This window comes from Streptomyces sp. NPDC002206 (genome assembly GCF_053593595.1).
On record NZ_JBSFCW010000064.1, the window covers coordinates 1 to 18,078 of the forward strand.

Consider the following 18,078-nt stretch of genomic DNA (forward strand, 5'->3'; position numbering starts at 1 on the left):
GACGTGGCCGGCACCTTCGAGCCGCAGATCGTCAAGAAGCGCCAGCGGCGCCTGGGCGGCGTTGACGAGATGGTGCTGTCCTTGTCCGCGAAGGGGCGCTGTCACGTTGGCTGGCTGAGTGGGATGATCTTCGGGTTGATCATGCTGGAGAGGGTTGTCCGTGGGGGACGTGTCGCCGTCGTACAAGGGCCATCGGTACCCGGTCGAGGTGATCTCCCACTGTGTGTGGCTGTACTTCCGGTTTCCGCTGTCCTTCCGTGAGGTGGAGGAGCTGATGCTCGAGCGCGGTGTCGTCGTCTCGCATGAGACGGTCCGCCGCTGGTGTGCCAAGTTCGGGCAGAGCTACGCCAGCGCGCTGCGCCGCCGGCAGCCCCGGCCCGGCGACAAGTGGCATCTGGACGAGGTCTTCATCAAGGTCAACGGTGAGCGGAAGTACCTGTGGCGGGCCGTGGATCAGGATGGCAATGTCCTGGACATCCTCGTGCAGAACCGACGGGACACTGCCGCGGCCCGGCGGTTCTTCCGCAGACTGCTGAAGACGACCCGCACAGTGCCCCGGGTGGTCGTCGCCGACAAGCTGCGCTCCTACGGCGCGGCTCACCGTGACGTCATGCCCTCGATGGAGCACCGCTCGCACAAGGGTCTGAACAACCGGGCGGAGAACAGCCACCAGCCAACCAGGCAGCGTGAACGGGCGATGAAGGGCTTCCGCTCCGTAGGTGGGGCCCAACGGTTCCTGTCCGCGTTCAGCGGGATCTCGCCCCACTTCCGACCCCGCCGCCACCTGATGACCGCACACGACTACCGAGCCGAAATCCGCCGGGCGAGGTGAGGTGACGCGGTACTGCAGCTTTCGCCGCGAACCGCACCAGCCGCCGCGCCGGAGACGGGGACGAATGAGACCGGGACGGGCGGGTAGCTGTCCGCAGTCGGCCGGGAAGGGCAATAACGCCTGGGGAGGTCGAAGGGTCCTTCCCTGCCGACAAAATCCGGTACGGCGGGAAGTAAGACGTTCAGCATGGCGGCGATTCTGCCGGGCGGGTGAGGTGACGCGGCACCCTGAGCCAGCAACGCGTCACCTCACCTGGCCCAGGTCAGGCCTCGCGGTGCCCGGCGAGCGCCCGCTCGAGGGCGTCAAGCATGGTCACGATGTCGTCGATCTTTCACGCTGTCCGGGGTGCGCCTGAATGTGTGTTCGCGGTGATCGAGCATGCCTGCCGGCGGATCCGGATCCTCGGCGCCACCGCGCCACCGAGCGCCTCCTGGGTGACGCAGACAGCGAAGAATCTCGTCATGGACCTCGAAGACGCCGGCTGCCGGGCACGGTTCCTGATCCGGGACCGCGACGGGAAGTTCCCCTCGCTGTTCGACGCGGTCCTTGCCGAGGTGGTGATCGAGGTGGTGCCCAGCGGGGTGCGGATGCCGCGCATGAACTCGGTCATGGAACGGTGGGTGCAGACCTGTCGGCGCGAGCTGCTGGACCGTACCTTGATCTGGAATCAGCGGCACCTGCTGCACGCCCTACGCGAGTTCGAGGACTTCTACAACTCCCATCGGCCCCATCAGGGCATCGACAACGCCCGCCCTCCGCACCCGTTGCCGGTCCCGATCAGCGATCCGGAGCAGATCGCTCGCCTCGACATACGGAGACGTGAATTACAGCGCGGACCGTGAGTACGGTGCAGGGGCCGGTGCATGTGTCCTGACTTGGATGGAAGAATGAATCCAAGGAGGAGAGGAGGGGATGAAGTTGAGTGAGGGTGTCACCATAAAAGAACGTGCGTACATGTACACCAAGACCCAGATCCTCGACGGCGCTCTCGCTGGCGGGGCCCTGATAAGCGAGGGGCAGATCTCTCAGGCCCTGGGCATCAGCCGTACGCCCGTCCGTGAGGCGTTCCTCCGACTCGAAGCCGAGGGGCTGCTCCGCCTCTATCCGAAGCGGGGAGCGGTGGTCGTCCCCGTCTCCGCCAAGGAGGTGGAGGCCGTGCTCGAAAGTCGGGAGCTGATCGAGTTCTTCGCCGCGGAGAAGATCGCCCGCTTCGGGGACGAGGCGCTCGCACAGCTCGTCGAGGCCCTGCGCACGCAGATCGAGGAGCAGAAACGGCTGCGTGAGGCGGGCGACGGCAAGGGGTTCGTCGCCGCGGACCAGGCCTTCCACCAGCTGATCGTCAGTGCCGCGGACAATCCGATACTCCTCGACCTTTACGGAGGGCTGCGCGACCGGCAGCAGCGCATGGGCCTGTCCGCCGTGGCGCATGACCCCGACCGGCTGAGCACGACCAACCGCGAGCACATCAAGCTGGTGGATCTGCTGGAGCGCGGCGACTTCGCCGGCTACCGCAAGGCGCTGCGCGAGCACCTGGGCGGCACTCGCGCAGCGGTCCTGCACGGGAGTTGAGCCTAGGGCAGCATCCACCCCAGCACCGGTGTCGACTGCAGATATACCAGTGCGCACATCGCCAGCAGCAGTGCCAGACTCCAGCCGATCACCCGTCGCAGCAGCTCTGGCTCCCGGCCGCCCAGGCCGGTCGCGGCCGCGGCGATGGCGAGGTTCTGCGGCGAGATCATCTTGCCGAGTACGCCTCCCGAGCTGTTGGCGGCCGCGAGGAGTTCGGGACTGAGCCCGGCGCCCTTGGCTGCGTTCACCTGGAGGACGCCGAAGAGGGCGTTGGCGGAGGTGTCGGAGCCGCTGACCGCGACGCCCAGCCACCCCAGCACGGGGGAGAGGAAGGCCATCCCGGCGCCGGTCGCGGCGATCCAGTAGCCGATCGTGGTCGTCTGCCCGGACAGGTTCATCACATAGGCGAGCGCAAGCACCGACGCCACCGTGAGAATCGCCCAGCACAGCTGGTGCAGCGTGCGCCTGTACGCCCGTACAGCGATCCCGGGCCGCACCTGCAGTGCGAGCGCGGTCACCAGGCCGCTGAACAGCAGCAGCGTCCCTGTGGCAGGCAGCCAGTTGAAGGCGAAGGTGGTGGCCTTGCTGGGGGCGCCGGTAGCTGCGTCGGCTACGTGCAGGCCGGGCCAGGCGAAGGTCTCGGCGCCGTGCGCCAGCCACGCCTTGACGGAGTTCAGCTGGCTCACGGCGAAAACCACGATGATGATGGCGTACGGGAGATAGGCCCGTGCCACCGCGCCCGGACGGTCCTTTGCCTCGGAGATCGTACGCAGCCGCGCCAGCAGGGCCGGGTCCGCGTTCTCACTGCCACCGGCGATGACCGGCGGGGGCTGCAGCCGGCGCCTGGCGGAACCGGGCACGCCGATCTTCGTCGCGTGCATGACAAGGACGGTGACGCCGAGGGCGGTGAGTGCGGCGACGACGTCCGTCAGCTCCGTGGAGATGTAGTTGGCGCAGGTGAACTGCGCCACCGCGAAGGAGAGTCCGCAGGCGAGGGCGGGCGGCCACGTCTCCCGTATGCCACGGCGGCCGTCCACCAGGGTGACGAGCAGCAGCGGTACGACGGCGGCGAGCAGGGGCGTCTGCCGGCCGACGGCGGAGGAGACGGTGTCCAGGGGGATGCCCGTCAGCCGCGCCAGCGTGATCACAGGCGTACCCATGGCGCCGAATGCCACCGGAGCGGTGTTCGCCAGCAGCGCCGCGCTGGCCGCCTTGAACGGCTCGAAGCCCAGCGCGATGAGCATGACCGATGTGATGGCCACCGGCGCGCCGAAGCCCGCCAGCGCCTCCAGCAGCGCGCCGAAGCAGAAGGCCACGATGACGGCCTGCAGCCGTCGGTCGTCGGAGAGCCTGCTGAACGACCGGCGCAGCACTTCGAAGTGCCCTGTATCGACCGTCATCTGGTAGATCCAGAGGGCGTTGACCACGATCCACATGATCGGGAACAGTCCGAAGACCGCGCCTTCGGCGGCGGAGTCGAAGGCCTGCCCGGTCGGCATGTCGTACGCGGTGATCGCGACCACCACGGCCGTGCCGAGGGCGGCGAGTCCCGACCAATGGGCCTTGAGTCGTACCACGCCGAGGAGGACAAAGAAGACTATCAGGGGTAGTGCCGCGACGAGCGACGACCAGGCGAGTGAGTTTGCGAGCGGGTCCAGTACGGGTTGGAACACAATTGTCTCCAGCTGCGTCGGTGGAGTGGAGCGGAATTCACCAGGGACGGACGCCCCGAATCGCTGCGTCGACGATCTGAACCGGGTGCAGCAGCGGCAGCGAGCGGTCGAGATGCCTGCCGATCTGCAGCAGACAGCCAGGGTTGGCTGTCACCACGGCCTCGGGGGAGGTGGTGCGGATGTTGTCCGCCTTGCGGCGGCCGAGCTCCTCCGCCGCCTCAGGCTGGACGAGGTTGTAGATGCCGGCGGAGCCGCAGCACATGTCGGCCTCGGGGATGTCCACGAGGTCGAGGCCCGGCACGCTGCGCAGCACGGCGCGCGGCTCGTTGCGCACGCCCTGGGCGTGGGCGAGGTGGCACGCGTCGTGGTAGGCGACCCGCGCCGGCACCGGGTGGCGGGGTGCGACCGGGGCCAGCTCGGCGAGGAGCTCGGTGACGTCCCGTACCTTGGCCGAGAACGCGGCCGCCCGTTCGCGGTAGTCGGCGTCGTTGGCGAGCAGTCGGCCGTACTCCTTCAGGGACGAGCCGCAGCCCGCCACGTTGACCACGATGGTGTCGACGTCGAGCGGCTCGAAGGTGTCGATCAGCCTGCGGGCACGGGCCAGTGCCTCCTCCGCGCGCCCCGCGTGCTCGCTGAGTGCGCCGCAGCACCCCTGCGCCCTGGGCGCGATGATGTCGCAGCCTTCGGCCGTGAGGACGCGTACCGTTGCCTCGTTGACCTCCGCGAAGAACACCTGTTGGACGCAGCCGGTGACCATGCCGACGGTGCGCCGGGCGGTGCTGGCGGCGGGCGTACGGTCCGGGGTGCGGCGCAGGGCCGAGCGCAGCCGTACGTCGGGCATCAGCGCCTCAAGAGCCCGCAGCCGCGCCGGGAGCCGGGCGAGGAGGCCGGTCCTGGCGAGGACGTTGTGTATGCGCAGCCGCTGGTAGAGCGAGCCGATGACGGCGGCCAGGCGCAGACGGCGCGGATAGGGGAACAGCCCGAAGATCAGGCGCCGGAAGACGCGGTCGGAGCGGCTGCGGGTCCAGTTGCGCTCGATCTGCGGGCGCACGCTCTCGATGAGCTTGTCGTACTGCACCCCCGAGGGGCACTCGGTCACGCAGGCCATGCAGCCCAGGCAGGCGTCGAAGTGGCTGACGGCGGCGGCGCCCAGGGGCGCCTCGCCACCGCCGATCAGCTTGATCTGGTAGATGCGGCCGCGCGGCGAGTTCATCTCCTCGCCGGTCAGCGCGTACGTGGGACAGGCCGGCAGGCAGAAGCCGCAGTGCACGCAGTCCGAGACGAGCTCTTGGGACGGTGGGTGCTGCTCGTCGAAGCCCTCGCCGGACTTCCCGGGCTGGAGGGTGGCCATGAACGCTCCTTACGCAGGGATGGCAGGCGGGTACGTCAGAACCAGGGCGTGAAGCGTCCGGGTGCGCACCGGTCGTCGGGGTCGAACTGCCGCTTGAGGGCGCGCAGTACGGGGACAGCGGAAGGTGCGGGCCCCCAGGCATCGGCGTGCGCGTCGACACCCTCGCGGCGCCTGCGCAGGGTGACCGTGCCGCCGAGTGCGTGGACAGTGTGCCGCCAGGCCGTCAGGCAGGACGCGTGCGCGGCGACGTCATCGCCCCGCAGGCGCGTGGTGAGGACGCCGATAGCGATGCTGCCGGTCACCGCGACATCGATGCCATGGCGCCGGGCGCCTTCATCGAGCGACCTGACCAGCTCGGGCAGATGCGCGGGCCGGGCGCCGACGCGCAGGATGGTGTCGCCCTCGCCGCCGCGGACTTGAGCGGCGAGCCGCCCCCAGCACTCCTCGCCGTCGACCGCCCGCGCGCCCGCAAGGCCGGGCACCGATGCGGCGATGCGCATCCGCTCCTCGACGCCACGCGGAGTGCCATGGAAGCGGATCAGCATCTCCTGCGCGCCGTCCCACTCCGCGGCGACGGGCTCCAGCGGCGACCGGATCGCGGCACGGGCCGCTGCGAGCGCCCCGTCGATGCCCTCCACGGGAACGGCCAGCGTGGCGGTCGCCGCGGGAAGCGGATGCACCCGCAGCGTCAACTCGGCAATCAGGCCGAAGGCGCCGAGCGAGCCGGCGAACAGCTTCGCCAGGTCATATCCTGCGACGTTCTTGATCACCTGCCCGCCCGTCCGAACGACAGATCCGTCGGCCAGCACCACGGTCGCGCCGATCACCAGATCGCGCAGGCTCCCGAAGGCGAGCTGCAGGGGACCGGCGTCGGCGCTCGCCAGCAGACCGCCCAGCGTCGCGCCCTCGGCGGCGGCCGGCGGGTCGCAGGGCAGCCACTGCCCTGCGGGTGCGAGCAGCTGCTGCAGCTCGTTCAACCTCATGCCGGCCTGGACGCCGACCGTGAGATCGGCGGCGGTATGGCTGATCACGTCGTCGAGGCCGGCCGTCTCGACGACGACGCCGGACCGGGACGGGGGTGCCCCCCAGGAGAGCGCCGATCCCGCGCCCGTACAGAGCACGGCCTCGCGGGCTGCGGCCGCCGTGCGCATGACGTGGGCGGCTTCCGCCAGGCTCTCAGGACGGACGGCCTTGTCCGCCATGCTCTTCACCACCTCTCGATGACGCCGGCGGCCTCGAGCGGATGCGGCCGGTAGGGACCCGGGCGCTCGCCGCACAGCCGCGGAGTGGGCAGGACCTTGCCGGGATTGGCCAGGCCCTCGGGGTCGAAGGCCGTACGCAGCCGATGCATGGCGGCGAGATCGGTCTCGCCGAACATCCGCGGCATCGAGCACGCCTTGTCCAGGCCGATGCCGTGCTCGCCGCTGAGCGAGCCGCCCAGCTCAACGCACATCTCGGCGATGTTCCTGGACAGTTGCTCCGCACGCTCGCCCTCCCCGGCCTTCTCGTCGAAGAGGACCAGGGGATGCAGATTGCCGTCGCCGGCATGGAAGACGTTCGCCACACGCAGGCCGTCGGCTCGCGACATCCCCTCGATGCGGCGCAGCGCTTCGGCCAGCCGAGTGCGCGGTACGACGCCGTCCTGCACCAGATAGTCGGGGCTGATGCGGCCCACCGCGGCGAAGGCGGCCTTCCGGCCCTTCCAGATACGGGCGCGCTCCTCCGGGCCGGCGGCGATTCGGATCTTGGTGGTGCCGTGCGTTCGGCAGACGGCGGCAACCCGTTCGAACTGCTCCTCGCACTCCGCCTCGTGACCGTCCAGCTCCACTACCAGAGCCGCTGCGGTGTCCAGGCTGTAGCCGGCCCCGACCGCGGACTCGCAGGCCTCGATCGCCAGCGCGTCCAGCATCTCCACCGCGGCGGGCACGATGCCACCCGCTATGATCTCGCTGACCGCGTCGCCCGCTTGCTCCACGCTGGGGAAGTCGGCCACAAGCGTCCGTACGCACTCGGGGGTGCGCAGTAGTCGTACGGTGATCTCGGTGGCGATCCCGAGGGTGCCCTCGGAGCCGATGAAGAGGCCGCAGAGATCCGGGCCCGTGGTCTCCGGTGCATCCCCGCCCAGTCCGACGATCGATCCGTCCGGCAGCACGACCCGCAGAGCGCGGACGTGATGCACCGTGAAGCCGTACTTCACGCAATGCGCCCCACCGGAATTCTCCGCGACGTTGCCGCCGATCGTGCAGACGGTCTGACTCGACGGGTCCGGCGCGTAGTAGAGGCCGTGCGGCGCCGCGAGCCTGGAGATGTGGGCATTGGAAACCCCCGGTTCGAGGACCATCCGTCGGTCATCGGGGTCGAACTCGAGGACCCGCCGCATCCTGGCCAGCGAGATCACCACTCCGTCAGCGAGCGGCACCGCCCCACCGGAGAGCCCGGTCCCAGCACCGCGGGCGACGAAGGGGATACCCGCTTCGGCACACAACGAGACGGCGGCGGCCACCTCTTCGGTACTGCGGGGGAGGAGGACGAGGGCCGGGATCTGGCGGAATCCGGTGAGCCCATCGCACTCGTAGGTGCGCAGTTGCAGCGGGTCGTGAAGGACCGAGTGCGGGCCCAGGGCGGCTTGGAAGCGGCGTCGAAGAGCAGCGTCGATCATGGGACCTCCTTGAACCGTGACGAAGCGACAAGTACGCAAGGTTCCACGATCTGAAAGTGGGAGATCGCAATACGGAACTTAGGTCTCTATGTATCTATGCGTCAATGCTTCGTTGCATCTATGTTCCGGAGAGCGAGAAGCGGCCCACGCGGGAACGCCTGGGCGGGCATCCGCACCGGCCGACGCCACAACCACGGACGGCAACGTGGCGCTCAACCACTCGGCGGTTTACGGCACTTGGCAGGACAGCCGCTCAGCAGCCTTGTCGACGCAATCCCGGTGTTTCGCCAAGTGTCTGTACGCCCTCACCGGGACAACTCCCGGTGGTTCGCCCGTCCTCGGCAGGTGGAGGTGCGCGGTGGAGGCGGCCCAGTCGGCCGTGGAAGCGCTCGGCGGGCGCGTCGCCCAGCAGAGCCAGAGGCGGTGCCCGAGCCTCGTCCGCTCGGAACTCGGCCCCGGTGCAACCGCCAGGAAAGCGCGGTTCGCCAGGGTGACGCACGGCCTGTGATCTGCCGCTGCAGGACAGTCAACTGGTGGTGGAGCGTCAAGATCTCGATGTCCTTGTCCGCAGCGCTCATCGGTCGCAGCCGGATGAAGGCGAACATGCTCGACACGGACAGGTAGGCAGTCGCAAGAGCACGATCCACGGCGTTGTCAGGTTGAGTGGTGGCCTTCTCAGGCGGCATGATCATCCGTCTGGTCGAATCGCTGGAGGGGCTGTCCGTGGTGACGCCGTCGTACCGGGGCTTCCGCTTCCCTCCGGAGGTCATCTCCCACTGCGTGTGGCTGTACCACCGCTTCAACCTGAGCCTGCGCGACATCGAGGAGCTGATGCTCGAGGGCGGCATCGAGGTCAGCCACGAGACAGTCCACCAGTGGACGCGCCGGTTCGGCCCGGCTTATGCCGCTGCTCTACGTCGGCGCCGTCCGGGGCCTGGTGACAAGTGGCACTTGGACGAGGTGTTCGTCAAAATCAACGGCGTGCAGCGGTACCTGTGGCGGGCCGTGGACCAGACGGGAACGTGCTCGACATCCTGCTGCAGAACCGGCGGGACGAGGCCGCGGCCAGGCGTTTCTTCCGGAAGCTGATGAAGAAGACCCGGTCGGTGCCCCGGGTGATCGTCACCGACAAGCTCCGCTCCTACGGCGCCGCCCACCGCCACGAGATGCCGTCGGTCGAACACCGCTCGCACAAGGGCCTGAACAACCGGGCCGAGAACTCCCACCAGCCGACGAGGCAACGCGAGCGCGCGATGAAAGGCTTCCGATCGGTGGGTGCCGCACAACGGTTCCTGGCCGCGTTCAGCGGCATCTCACCCCACTTCCGACCCCGCCGTCACCTCCTCACCGCCCCGAACTACCGCGCCGAGATGATCATCTGCTTCGCGATCTGGGACCAGATCACCGGCGTCGCCAGCCTGCCCGCCGTAGCCTGAGCCGCTGTCACCACCGAAGCCGAAACGCGTCGAACCGGCTCACACCCTCGATCACTCGCTCAACCTGACAAAGCCCCTCGCGGACATCGCGATGCTGCGGGCAGAACCGGCCGTCTTCGGCGCGGTCGCCTCCGACCCGACCGTCTCCCGCCTGATCGACGCCCTCGCCGCCTCCGGGGAGAAGGCCCTGCAGGCCGTCCGGTCCGCACGGTCCGAAGTCCGCTCACGCGTCTGGTCGTTGGCGGGCAATAACGCCCCCGATGCCGACGGGCAGATCATCGTCGATCTCGACGGCGTCCTCGTGATCGCGCACTCGGAGAAGGAGGACGCAGCCGCGACCTGGAAGAAGACCTACGGCCACCACCCGCTGACCGCCTTCGTCGATCACGGCCCCGGCGGAACCGGAGAGCCCGTCGCCACCCTCCTGAGACCGGGAAACGCGGGCTCCAACACAGCCGCCGACCACATCACCACCACCCAACTCGCCCTGGTCCAACTACCGAAGAAGTACCGAAGAGGACGACAGACGCTGATCCGCACGGACTCCGCCGGCGGCACCCACGACTTCGTGTCCTGGCTCGCCAGGCGAGGACGATGGCTGTCCTACTCGGTCGGCATGGTGATCACCGAAGCGATCCACGAACACGTGCTGAAGGTCCCCGCCTCGGCCTGGACCCCGGCCGTCGAAGCCGACGGCGAGGCCCGGGACGGGGCTTGGGCCGCCGAGCTCACCGGCAAGCTTCTGGACGGCTGGCCGAAGGGCATGCGATTGATCGTCCGCAAGGAACGGCCCCATCCCGGGGCCCAGTTGAGGATCACCGACGCGGACGGCATGCGTATCACCTGCTTCGCGACCAACACCCCTGACCGGCCGATCGCCGAGCTCGAACTCCGTCACCGGCTGCGGGCCAGGGCCGAGGACCGCATCCGGGCCGCCCGGGCCACCGGACTGCGGAACCTTCCTCTGCAGCGCACCGCCCAGAACCGGATCTGGCTGGAGATCGTCCAGATCGCTCTCGACCTGCTGGCCTGGATGCCCATGCTCGCCCTGACCGGCAAGGCCCGGCTCTGGGAGCCCCGCCGCCTGCGATTCCGCCTGTTCTCCGCAGCCGCCCAACTCGTCACCACCAGCCGACGCCGCATCCTCCGCCTCGCCCAACACTGGCCCTGGACCAGCCAGATCACCGCCGCCCTCGAACGGCTCGCACTCCTGCCCAACCCCGGCTGACCAGCAGATTCACCCGCCCCGACGACAGCACCACCCAACCTCCGGGCAGTGGAATCCGGCGCCCACCCGACGCGACGGCCGGGCCACCAGCCTGCCCACCATCAGCCCCGAAAAGCGAGAGGTCCGCCGACTCCGTCGTCGGACCCTCAAGAAAGTTCGAGGTTAGATGACGTAGCGGCGGATCATGCTGCCCTGTTCCTTGTGGTCGGCGTGGTCTGTGCCGTCGAGGGTGAAGTAGCGCAGGGCCGTGAACTGGGCCTCGATGCGGTTGAGCCAGGAGGAGTTCGTCGGGGTGTAGGCGATCTCGATGTTGTTCGCCGCGGCCCAGGTGCCGACCCGTTGGCGCCGTTTCGTGGTCAGATGCGCGGAAAAGTTGTCGCAGCTCATCGGTGATCTCGGTGAACTCGAAGCGGTCGCCAGTACGTCGGTGATGTGCCGCCGAAGATCGCCGACTGGGTAACGACGTTCCTCTCGTCGGCAGCGGACTTTGACCAGTACGAGCAGAAGTCCGTTCCCTTTGCCCGAAACTTTCGCGTAACAGACTCTTTCTTTGGCTGATTCGCGGCTATACGATCCGAACTTGGACCGAGCCAATTGCTCACCAGCGATCGCGGTGGGCGCTTACGCGCAGCTCGGAGTTGTGCACGCACTTGGCGTCACCCCGTCCCACCCGTAACGCAGCGACCGTTCACCCGTCTGGCTTTCCCTCTGGACTTATCGGCGCATACCGCACCTTTCCCGGCCGGGCCGTCTCCGCGCGACGGCCCGTTGGTCGGGCATACCCCTGAGGAGGTTCCATGCGCATAGCCCTCCGCCGCCGCCTCACCGCGTTCGGCGTGATGCTCGCGCTCGTGGGTAGCACGCTCATCGGTTTGGCATCGACGTCCATCCCGGCCGCGGCGTCCGCTCCAGCCGCAGCCGTGCCGGAGAGCTCCGGCAATCAGTACAGAGTCCTGGTCTTCACGAAATCCACGGACGCGGACCCGTCGGTGATCGCCGCCGGTGTGGGCGCCATCAGACAGCTGGGCGATCAGCTCCGGTTCGCGGTTCAAGTGACCGACGACGCCCGCAAGTTCGACGAGGAGCACCTCAAGCAGTACCGCGCCGTCGTCTTCCTCAACACCAGCGGCGACGTGCTCACCACCGCCCAGCAGGACGCCTTCGAGGCGTACTACCGGGCGGGCGGCGGCTTCGTCGGCATCGGCTCGGCGATCGAGGCCCAGCCCGGCTGGGCCTTCCTGTCCGACGCCCTCGGCACCCGCGCGTCCGGCCGGACCGAAGTACAGCCCGGCACCATCAAGGTCGCCGACCGCGTCCACGAGGCGTCGAAGAACCTGCCGGAGTACTGGACCCGTTCCGACGCCTGGTACAACTTCAAGTCCAATGTGCGCGGCAAGAGCCATGTCCTTGCCACCGTCGTCGAGGACACCTTCAAGCAGCAGCCGTCAGGTGAGACGCTCACCGGCATCAGCGGCGGCACGATGGGGTACGACCACCCGGTCACCTGGTGCAAGGACTGGGAGGGCGGGCGCTCCTTCTACACCGCGCTCGGCAACACCGCCGCCAGCTTCCGCGAGGGCGACATGCGCTCGCACCTCGGTGGCGCGATCAAGTGGGCGGCCGGGCAGGCCGACCCGGTGTACTCCGACTGTGGCGCGACGGTGCTGTCCAACTACCAGCAGACGGCCGTCGCAGCCCCGCCGAACCTGGGCGAGCCGATCGGCTTCGACGTCCTTCCCGACGGCCGGGCCATCCAGACCGACCGTCGCGGCAGTGTCCGGCTGCACGACTCCAAGTCGAACACGACCACCGTGCTGGCCCAGATCCCGGTCTACCAGAACAGCGAAGACGGCATGTACGGGCCGGGAATCGACAACGACTTCAAGACCAACCACTGGGTTTACCTCTACTACGCGCCACCCACCGTGAAGGACGTGAAGCTGTCGACGGGTGAGGTCGTCACGCAGACGACTCCGTCGGCGGACGCGCCGACCACCGGGGCCTCGCCGGCGGTTTGGGATCCCTGGGTCGGGTACTTCCAGCTGTCCCGTTTCAAGTTCGTCGATGCCGCCGGGGACAAGCCGGCGCACCTCGATGTCGGGTCCGAGCAGGAGATCATGCGGGTTCCGGTCAACCGCGGCGCCTGCTGCCATGTCGCGGGCGACATCGACTTCGACAAGCACAACAACCTGTGGATGGTCACCGGCGATGACACCCCGGCCGGTGGCGGCAACTCCGGGGGCTTCGCGCCCTTCAACGACATGCTGACCACGACCGGGCAGTACAACGCCCCGTTCGTCGACGCTCGCCGCTCGGCGCAGAACACCAATGACCTGCGCGGCAAGGTCCTGCGCATCTCGGTCAAGGACGGCGACATCGCCGCCGGCGATCAGAACCGGTTCGGCGGCGCCTACACGGTCCCCTCGGGTAACCTCTTCCCGGTCGGCAAGGACAAGACCCGTCCGGAGATCTACGGGATGGGCTTCCGCAACCCGTTCCGGGTCCAGGTCGACGAGAACGACGTCGCCTACGTGACCGACTACTCGCCCGACTCGCAGACCCCGCAGAACTTCCGCGGGCCTGCCGGGACCGGCCGAGTGGAGATCGTGCGCAAGCCGGCGAACTACGGCTGGCCGCTGTGCGTGCGCCAGGACCTGCCGTACTACCGCTGGAACTTCAACACCTCCACGCCGCTGGACAGTCCGGCGCAGCCGTTCGAGTGCGACAACCCCGAGCACGGGCCGCAGAACAACTCCAGGTGGAACCTCAACGGCGGGCCCACCGTCGAGCCCGGCCTCGAGTACGGCCCGCCGGTCACCAACCCGGACATCTGGTACTCGTACACACCCGAGAACCGGGCGGACAACCCGATCGGTACGCCGTGTCTCGCCTACTACAACGGCTCCGGTGCCACCACCTGCCCGCGGCTGTTCCCCGAGCTCGGCACCGGCGGTGTCGGCCCGCAGGGCGCGGCCAAGTACCACTTCGACCCGGACAACTCGGACCCGACGAAGCTGCCGCCGTACTACGACAACGCGATCTTTGTCGGCGAGTTCACCCGGGACACCCTGAAGGAGGTCCGCCTGGACTCGAAGGGCAGGGTGTTCAAGATCAACGACGTGCTCGACTGCGCCGGTCTCAACGCCAGGCGGGTCCCGGACACGAACAAGCCGTTCGAGTGCGACAACCCGATGGACATGCAGTTCGACGGGAACGGTCACTTCTACCTGCTCGGCTACGGCGACGGCTTCTTCAACAGCAACGCCGACGCCGGCTTGTACCGGTGGGACTACGTGAAGGGCAAGCGCGCACCGATCCCGGTGCTGGCGGCGACGCCTGCGAACGGCTCCGCACCGCTGAACGTGAAGTTCTCCAGCGCGGGCTCGCGGGATCCCGACGCGGGCGACTCGATCCGGTTCGAGTGGGACTTCAACGGTGACGGAACCGTCGACTCGATCGACCCCGACCCGCAATACACCTACACGACGCCGGGACAGTACACCGCGAAGCTGACCGTGCTCGACTCGAGCGGCAAGTCCGCCTCGGCGAACACGACCATCACGGTCGGTAACACCGCGCCCGTCGTGACCGTCAACACGCCGGTCGACAACGGCCTGTTCTCCTTCGGCGAGAGCATCCCGTTCTCGGTGACGGTCACCGATCCCGAGGACGGGACGATCGACTGCAGCCGCGTCGAGGTGACGTTCGTCCTCGGCCACGACACCCACGGCCACGCCGAGCAGAGCGTCCACGGCTGCACGGGTGTGCTGACGACCGATGCCAACGACGTGTCCCACGGGGGCAACGTGTTCGGTGTCATCAGCGCCTCATACACCGATCGCGGCGGTGCCGGCGGCGTTCCGGCGCTGACGACGGTCACTCAGAACCAGGTCCGGCAAAAGCGCCAGGAGGCCGAGTTCGCCCTGGAGGAGTCCGGTACCAACGTCGCCACGACGAACGACCCGGCCGGCGGCAGCCAGCACCGCGGCAGCCTCGGCAACGGCGACTGGATCGCCCTGAACGGACCGTTCGACCTGCACGGCATCGACTCGCTGACGTTCCGGGTGGCGAGCACGTCGACTCAGGTGCCGGCGGGTAGCCCGATGGCCGCCGTCGAGGTCCACCTCGACTCGGTCGGCGGGCCGGTTCTCACCACGGCGAATCTCACGTCGACCGGTGCCACGGCGACGTGGCAGAGCCAGAAGTTCCCGATCACCGACCCGGGCGGCAAGCACAAGATCTACCTCGTGTTCCGGTCGGTCACCGGCGGCCAGACCGGCGGCAACCTGTTCAACCTCAACTGGGCCGAGCTCGGCGGACAAGGAGTGAGCGCGTCCTAGCACCACCCCGCGGCCGGGGGCGCCGTGCGATTACCGCTGCACCCCCGGCCCTGACCTGGTTCAGCCACTTCGAAAGAGGGACCACAATGGCCTTCGACAGCAAGTTCAACCGGCGCCGGTTCATGGTCGGCGCGGGCGGGGCGGTGGCCGCGGCGTTCAGCCCGATCGGCCCCGCATCCGTGTTCACACCGGCCCAGGCGAGCGCAGCCGACGGGCGGCTGATCCCGGGCGGCAAGCTGGGCACGATCGCCTACAGCCAGCGCGACGTGCCCACGCGCGTCGGCATCGCGGCGAGCGCGGCGCTCGGCGTCTCACCCACCATGGGCCGCCTGGGCGGCCCGAACTTCCCGCAGGACCCCACCGACCTCGGCCCGCTCGTGCCGCTGCCCGGCGGCTGGGTGGAGCTGTTCGAGTTCCTGGCGAACTGCGGCTTCAAGCAGATCGAGTTCGCCGGCTACGGCCAGAACGCCGCCAACCCCGGCGGAGACGTGCCCAACCCGGCACCGGGCGGCGTCACCACACCGCAGTCGCGAGCGGCGTACCTGGCGTATGCGCGTACGCTGCGCGGCTTCCTCGACGCGTACGGTCTGGAGGTGATCGGCAACCACGGGTTCATCCCGAACACCTGGAACGGCCCCAACAGCGCCGGCGGCGCCATGTCCGCGCAGGATTACGAGCGGCTGCAGACCGAGCTCGAATTCGCGGCGATCCTGGGCACGCCGTTCATGGGCACCGGCAGCGACCCGACGAACTCGGGCAACCGCAACATCGAGCCGTGGACCGTCGCCGGCGAGAAATGGGAGGCGCTGAACACGATCAGCCAGCAGTGGGGCATCCACCTGTACACCCACAACCACTCGCCGGCGTACAACTTCCTGCAGGACGGTCCCATGGTCACCGTGACCCAGGACCGTGTGACAGGCAGGCCGATTGCGCCCACGCAGGTGCGGGGAGAGTCGGGCAAGCGCCTCATGCAGCACTATCTCGACATCACTGACCCGGCCCTGTGTGTCATCGAGATGGACGTGTACTGGGCGCACGTCGCCCAGCACCAGTGGCGGTGGCGCTACGACTGGGAGGGCAACCGTGTAGAGGACGTCTTCGACCCGGCCGCCCAGGTCGCCAAGCAGCCGCAGCGGTACCAGCTGTTCCACGCCAAGGACGGCGACGCCACCGGCGAGGCACCCGGTGTCGGCAACGGCTACAACTTCATCCCGTTCGGCGACCCCCGCAGCGACATCGACTACACCACCTTCTACAAGAGCGTCGGTGCCAAGGGTCACTACAACTCGAACTACGAGCAGGACAACGCCCCGGGCGGCAACTCGGATCCGGGCCAGTCCCTCAGGTTCTCCAGGATCAGTGCGGCTGGCATGGCGACACTGCGCGGCTGACACCGGGCAGCTCTCCGTCCCGCTCGCGTCGCGGCGGCCACGCAACCTGGTGGTCACCGCGGCGGGAGCGGGGTGCGCGCCGGCAAATCCCGTCCCGGGCTTTTGCATAGAAGAACAAAAGTTCTAGGGGTGGCGAGGCGCCCGCGACCGCATCCAGGCCGTGATCTTCGCCTACGACCACGGCCTCGCCCGCCCCAACGTGGACTGAGCGGCGGCCGGGAAGCCTTGCACCGACCGCGCGGCAGCGTACCGTGCAGGCGGCGTGCGTCAGGGTTCCAGGCGGTAGCCGTGTCCGCGCAAGGTGGTGATGCGGGGCAGTCGGGGCAGCACGTCGTACGGCGTCCGCGCTGCCTCGACCAGAGCGGCGGAGCCGGTGCGGCTCCAGGTGGGGACGTAATCGTTGCCGCGCAGGCCGGTTGCCAGATGGTGGCCGATGGTGTCGTCGTCCTCGACGACCAGGACACGCAGGCGGTGGGGGTCGGCGGTGACGGGCGTGCGCATGGTCGGCAGCCTAGGAGCGGGCGCGGCAGACGGCCCGTCGGTCCTGCGCGGTGCGGTCACAGGTCGCGCAGTTCGGGCCCCTTGCGGTCCGCCCGGCTTCGCTTTCCATCGTGGTTTTGCCCGGTGGGCTTTTCCTCCGCCTCACGGGCGGCTTTTGCTGTCCGCCGCAGGACGGAGACAGCGCCGCTCTCATCCCCGGCCCTCCGAGCATGTCCTTCACGGCAAGGTGCCCCGGTCCGATGCGGATGCTGTTGGTTAATCCGGGGTCCTGGTCACTTCGTCCCGTCGATCGTTTGGTCGGCGGGGCGAAGTGCTGCGAAGTGGCTGGTGCGGGCTCGTGGTTGGCCGGTGATGTGGGAGTCGATGCGGGCGAGGTTGATGGCGGCGTCGGTGAGCTGGTGCTGGAGGCTGGTCTTCGCGAGGCCTCGGTAGCGGGATCTGCGCAGGCCGCAGCGCCCGACGGCCTGGGAGATGGTTCCCTCGACGCCGGCTCGGATCTTGTACCGCTCTTTCCAGGTATCGGTTCGCTGCTCGGCTCGCGCCGTGCGGACGGTTTCGTGTTCGTCGCGGCCCTGCCGGAGGTTGAGCTCGCGGCGTCGTGGCGAGGGTGAGCTGACGCAGTCGCGCAGGTGAGGGCAGGGGCGGCAGTCGGCCGGGTTGAAGCGGACCCGGATGACGGGCAGGCACTGTTGGGAACGCCGCTCGGCCCACTGCGTACTGACGATGCCGTTCGGGCAAGTCACCCGCTCGCGGTCCCAGTCGATAGTGAACGCGTCCTGCCCGAAGGGGCCGTCGGCCGACACGGCGGTGTTGGCTGCCATCGTGTGGGGCTCGTAAAGTCATCGTTGCTGGTGGGAGCTCGCGTGCAAGGCCCTCGGTGGTGGCTGGGATGCTGCACCCCGTGATCATCTCGATCCTGTACCGGGCCACCCGGGCGTTGCTGTCCGTGCCTGCGGTGCTGCTGCGCCGGGACACGGTTAAGGACGCCGAACTGCTGGTGCTGCGGCACGAGAACGCGGTGCTGCGACGACAGCTCAGCGGTCCGGTCCGGTCCGCTACGAGCCCGCAGACCGGTTTTGGCTGGCCGCGTTGTCG

General features: G+C 68.6%; 10 protein-coding genes and 5 pseudogenes. 8 read left to right on the forward strand and 7 right to left on the reverse strand.

What is annotated here, in order from left to right:
- The first annotated feature begins 160 nt into the window (after positions 1 to 160).
- The 3 genes from ACWCP8_RS40140 to ACWCP8_RS40150 all read left to right on the forward strand — a co-directional run bounded on the left by ACWCP8_RS40140 (position 161) and on the right by ACWCP8_RS40150 (position 2,401).
- Positions 161 to 832 (forward strand): IS6 family transposase, encoded by a 672-nt coding sequence (locus ACWCP8_RS40140; protein ID WP_451121453.1) that lies wholly within the window; start codon positions 161 to 163, stop codon positions 830 to 832.
- A 368-nt stretch (positions 833 to 1,200) separates the two neighbouring features.
- Entirely contained in the window at positions 1,201 to 1,674 is a 474-nt protein-coding gene (locus ACWCP8_RS40145) for an integrase core domain-containing protein (protein ID WP_451121455.1), read from the forward strand.
- 70 nt (positions 1,675 to 1,744) lie between these two features.
- Complete coding sequence (locus ACWCP8_RS40150; RefSeq protein ID WP_352269953.1) at positions 1,745 to 2,401, forward strand: GntR family transcriptional regulator; 657 nt, start codon at positions 1,745 to 1,747, stop codon at positions 2,399 to 2,401.
- Between the two features lie 2 nt (positions 2,402 to 2,403).
- On the opposite strand, the gene ACWCP8_RS40155 is transcribed toward ACWCP8_RS40150, so the two are convergent.
- The 4 genes from ACWCP8_RS40155 to ACWCP8_RS40170 are packed head-to-tail and all read right to left on the reverse strand — an operon-like array spanning position 2,404 to position 8,084.
- Complete coding sequence (locus tag ACWCP8_RS40155; RefSeq protein WP_451121458.1) at positions 2,404 to 4,074, reverse strand: L-lactate permease; 1,671 nt, start codon at positions 4,072 to 4,074, stop codon at positions 2,404 to 2,406.
- 37 nt (positions 4,075 to 4,111) lie between these two features.
- The gene (locus tag ACWCP8_RS40160) at positions 4,112 to 5,425 is read right to left on the reverse strand and encodes a (Fe-S)-binding protein (protein ID WP_451121460.1); all 1,314 of its coding nucleotides are present in this window, start codon (positions 5,423 to 5,425) and stop codon (positions 4,112 to 4,114) included.
- A 35-nt stretch (positions 5,426 to 5,460) separates the two neighbouring features.
- Complete coding sequence (locus ACWCP8_RS40165; RefSeq protein WP_451121462.1) at positions 5,461 to 6,627, reverse strand: FAD-binding oxidoreductase; 1,167 nt, start codon at positions 6,625 to 6,627, stop codon at positions 5,461 to 5,463.
- A 5-nt stretch (positions 6,628 to 6,632) separates the two neighbouring features.
- Positions 6,633 to 8,084, reverse strand: coding sequence for an FAD-binding oxidoreductase (locus ACWCP8_RS40170; RefSeq protein WP_451121464.1), 1,452 nt, complete (start codon positions 8,082 to 8,084; stop codon positions 6,633 to 6,635).
- Positions 8,085 to 8,768: 684 nt separating this feature from the next.
- On the opposite strand from ACWCP8_RS40170, the pseudogene ACWCP8_RS40175 reads away from it, so the two are divergent.
- Both ACWCP8_RS40175 and ACWCP8_RS40180 read left to right on the forward strand, forming a co-directional pair.
- Positions 8,769 to 9,520, forward strand: a pseudogene (locus ACWCP8_RS40175) (IS6 family transposase).
- Positions 9,521 to 9,596: 76 nt separating this feature from the next.
- Positions 9,597 to 10,748: pseudogene (locus tag ACWCP8_RS40180) on the forward strand (IS1380 family transposase); the annotation flags it as partial.
- A 165-nt stretch (positions 10,749 to 10,913) separates the two neighbouring features.
- Here the strand turns inward: ACWCP8_RS40180 and ACWCP8_RS40185 are convergent.
- Positions 10,914 to 11,342 (reverse strand): annotated as a pseudogene (locus ACWCP8_RS40185) (transposase); the annotation flags it as partial.
- A 203-nt stretch (positions 11,343 to 11,545) separates the two neighbouring features.
- Between ACWCP8_RS40185 and ACWCP8_RS40190 the strand changes: the two are divergent.
- Both ACWCP8_RS40190 and ACWCP8_RS40195 read left to right on the forward strand, forming a co-directional pair.
- Positions 11,546 to 15,088, forward strand: a complete 3,543-nt coding sequence (locus tag ACWCP8_RS40190) for a ThuA domain-containing protein (RefSeq protein WP_451121466.1) — start codon at positions 11,546 to 11,548, stop codon at positions 15,086 to 15,088.
- A gap of 86 nt (positions 15,089 to 15,174) precedes the next feature.
- Positions 15,175 to 16,482, forward strand: coding sequence for a sugar phosphate isomerase/epimerase family protein (locus tag ACWCP8_RS40195; RefSeq protein WP_451121468.1), 1,308 nt, complete (start codon positions 15,175 to 15,177; stop codon positions 16,480 to 16,482).
- A 267-nt stretch (positions 16,483 to 16,749) separates the two neighbouring features.
- Here ACWCP8_RS40195 and ACWCP8_RS40200 read toward each other — a convergent pair whose 3' ends face one another.
- Both ACWCP8_RS40200 and ACWCP8_RS40205 read right to left on the reverse strand, forming a co-directional pair.
- A complete protein-coding gene (locus tag ACWCP8_RS40200) occupies positions 16,750 to 16,983 on the reverse strand; it encodes a response regulator (protein ID WP_382845041.1) in 234 nt (77 codons plus the stop codon).
- Positions 16,984 to 17,255: 272 nt separating this feature from the next.
- Positions 17,256 to 17,804 (reverse strand): annotated as a pseudogene (locus tag ACWCP8_RS40205) (transposase); the annotation flags it as partial.
- Positions 17,805 to 17,884: 80 nt separating this feature from the next.
- Here ACWCP8_RS40205 and ACWCP8_RS40210 point away from each other — a divergent pair.
- Positions 17,885 to 18,078, forward strand: a pseudogene (locus ACWCP8_RS40210) (hypothetical protein); the annotation flags it as partial.

What these genes read in the sequence shown, in the direction of transcription:
- ACWCP8_RS40150 (WP_352269953.1), top strand. Translation starts at nt 1,745, where the DNA reads ATGAAGTTGAGTGAGGGTGTCACCATAAAAGAACGTGCGTACATGTAC.
- ACWCP8_RS40160 (WP_451121460.1), bottom strand. Translation starts at nt 5,425, where the DNA reads ATGGCCACCCTCCAGCCCGGGAAGTCCGGCGAGGGCTTCGACGAGCAG.
- ACWCP8_RS40165 (WP_451121462.1), bottom strand. Translation starts at nt 6,627, where the DNA reads ATGGCGGACAAGGCCGTCCGTCCTGAGAGCCTGGCGGAAGCCGCCCAC.
- ACWCP8_RS40170 (WP_451121464.1), bottom strand. Translation starts at nt 8,084, where the DNA reads ATGATCGACGCTGCTCTTCGACGCCGCTTCCAAGCCGCCCTGGGCCCG.
- ACWCP8_RS40190 (WP_451121466.1), top strand. Translation starts at nt 11,546, where the DNA reads ATGCGCATAGCCCTCCGCCGCCGCCTCACCGCGTTCGGCGTGATGCTC.
- ACWCP8_RS40195 (WP_451121468.1), top strand. Translation starts at nt 15,175, where the DNA reads ATGGCCTTCGACAGCAAGTTCAACCGGCGCCGGTTCATGGTCGGCGCG.
- ACWCP8_RS40200 (WP_382845041.1), bottom strand. Translation starts at nt 16,983, where the DNA reads ATGCGCACGCCCGTCACCGCCGACCCCCACCGCCTGCGTGTCCTGGTC.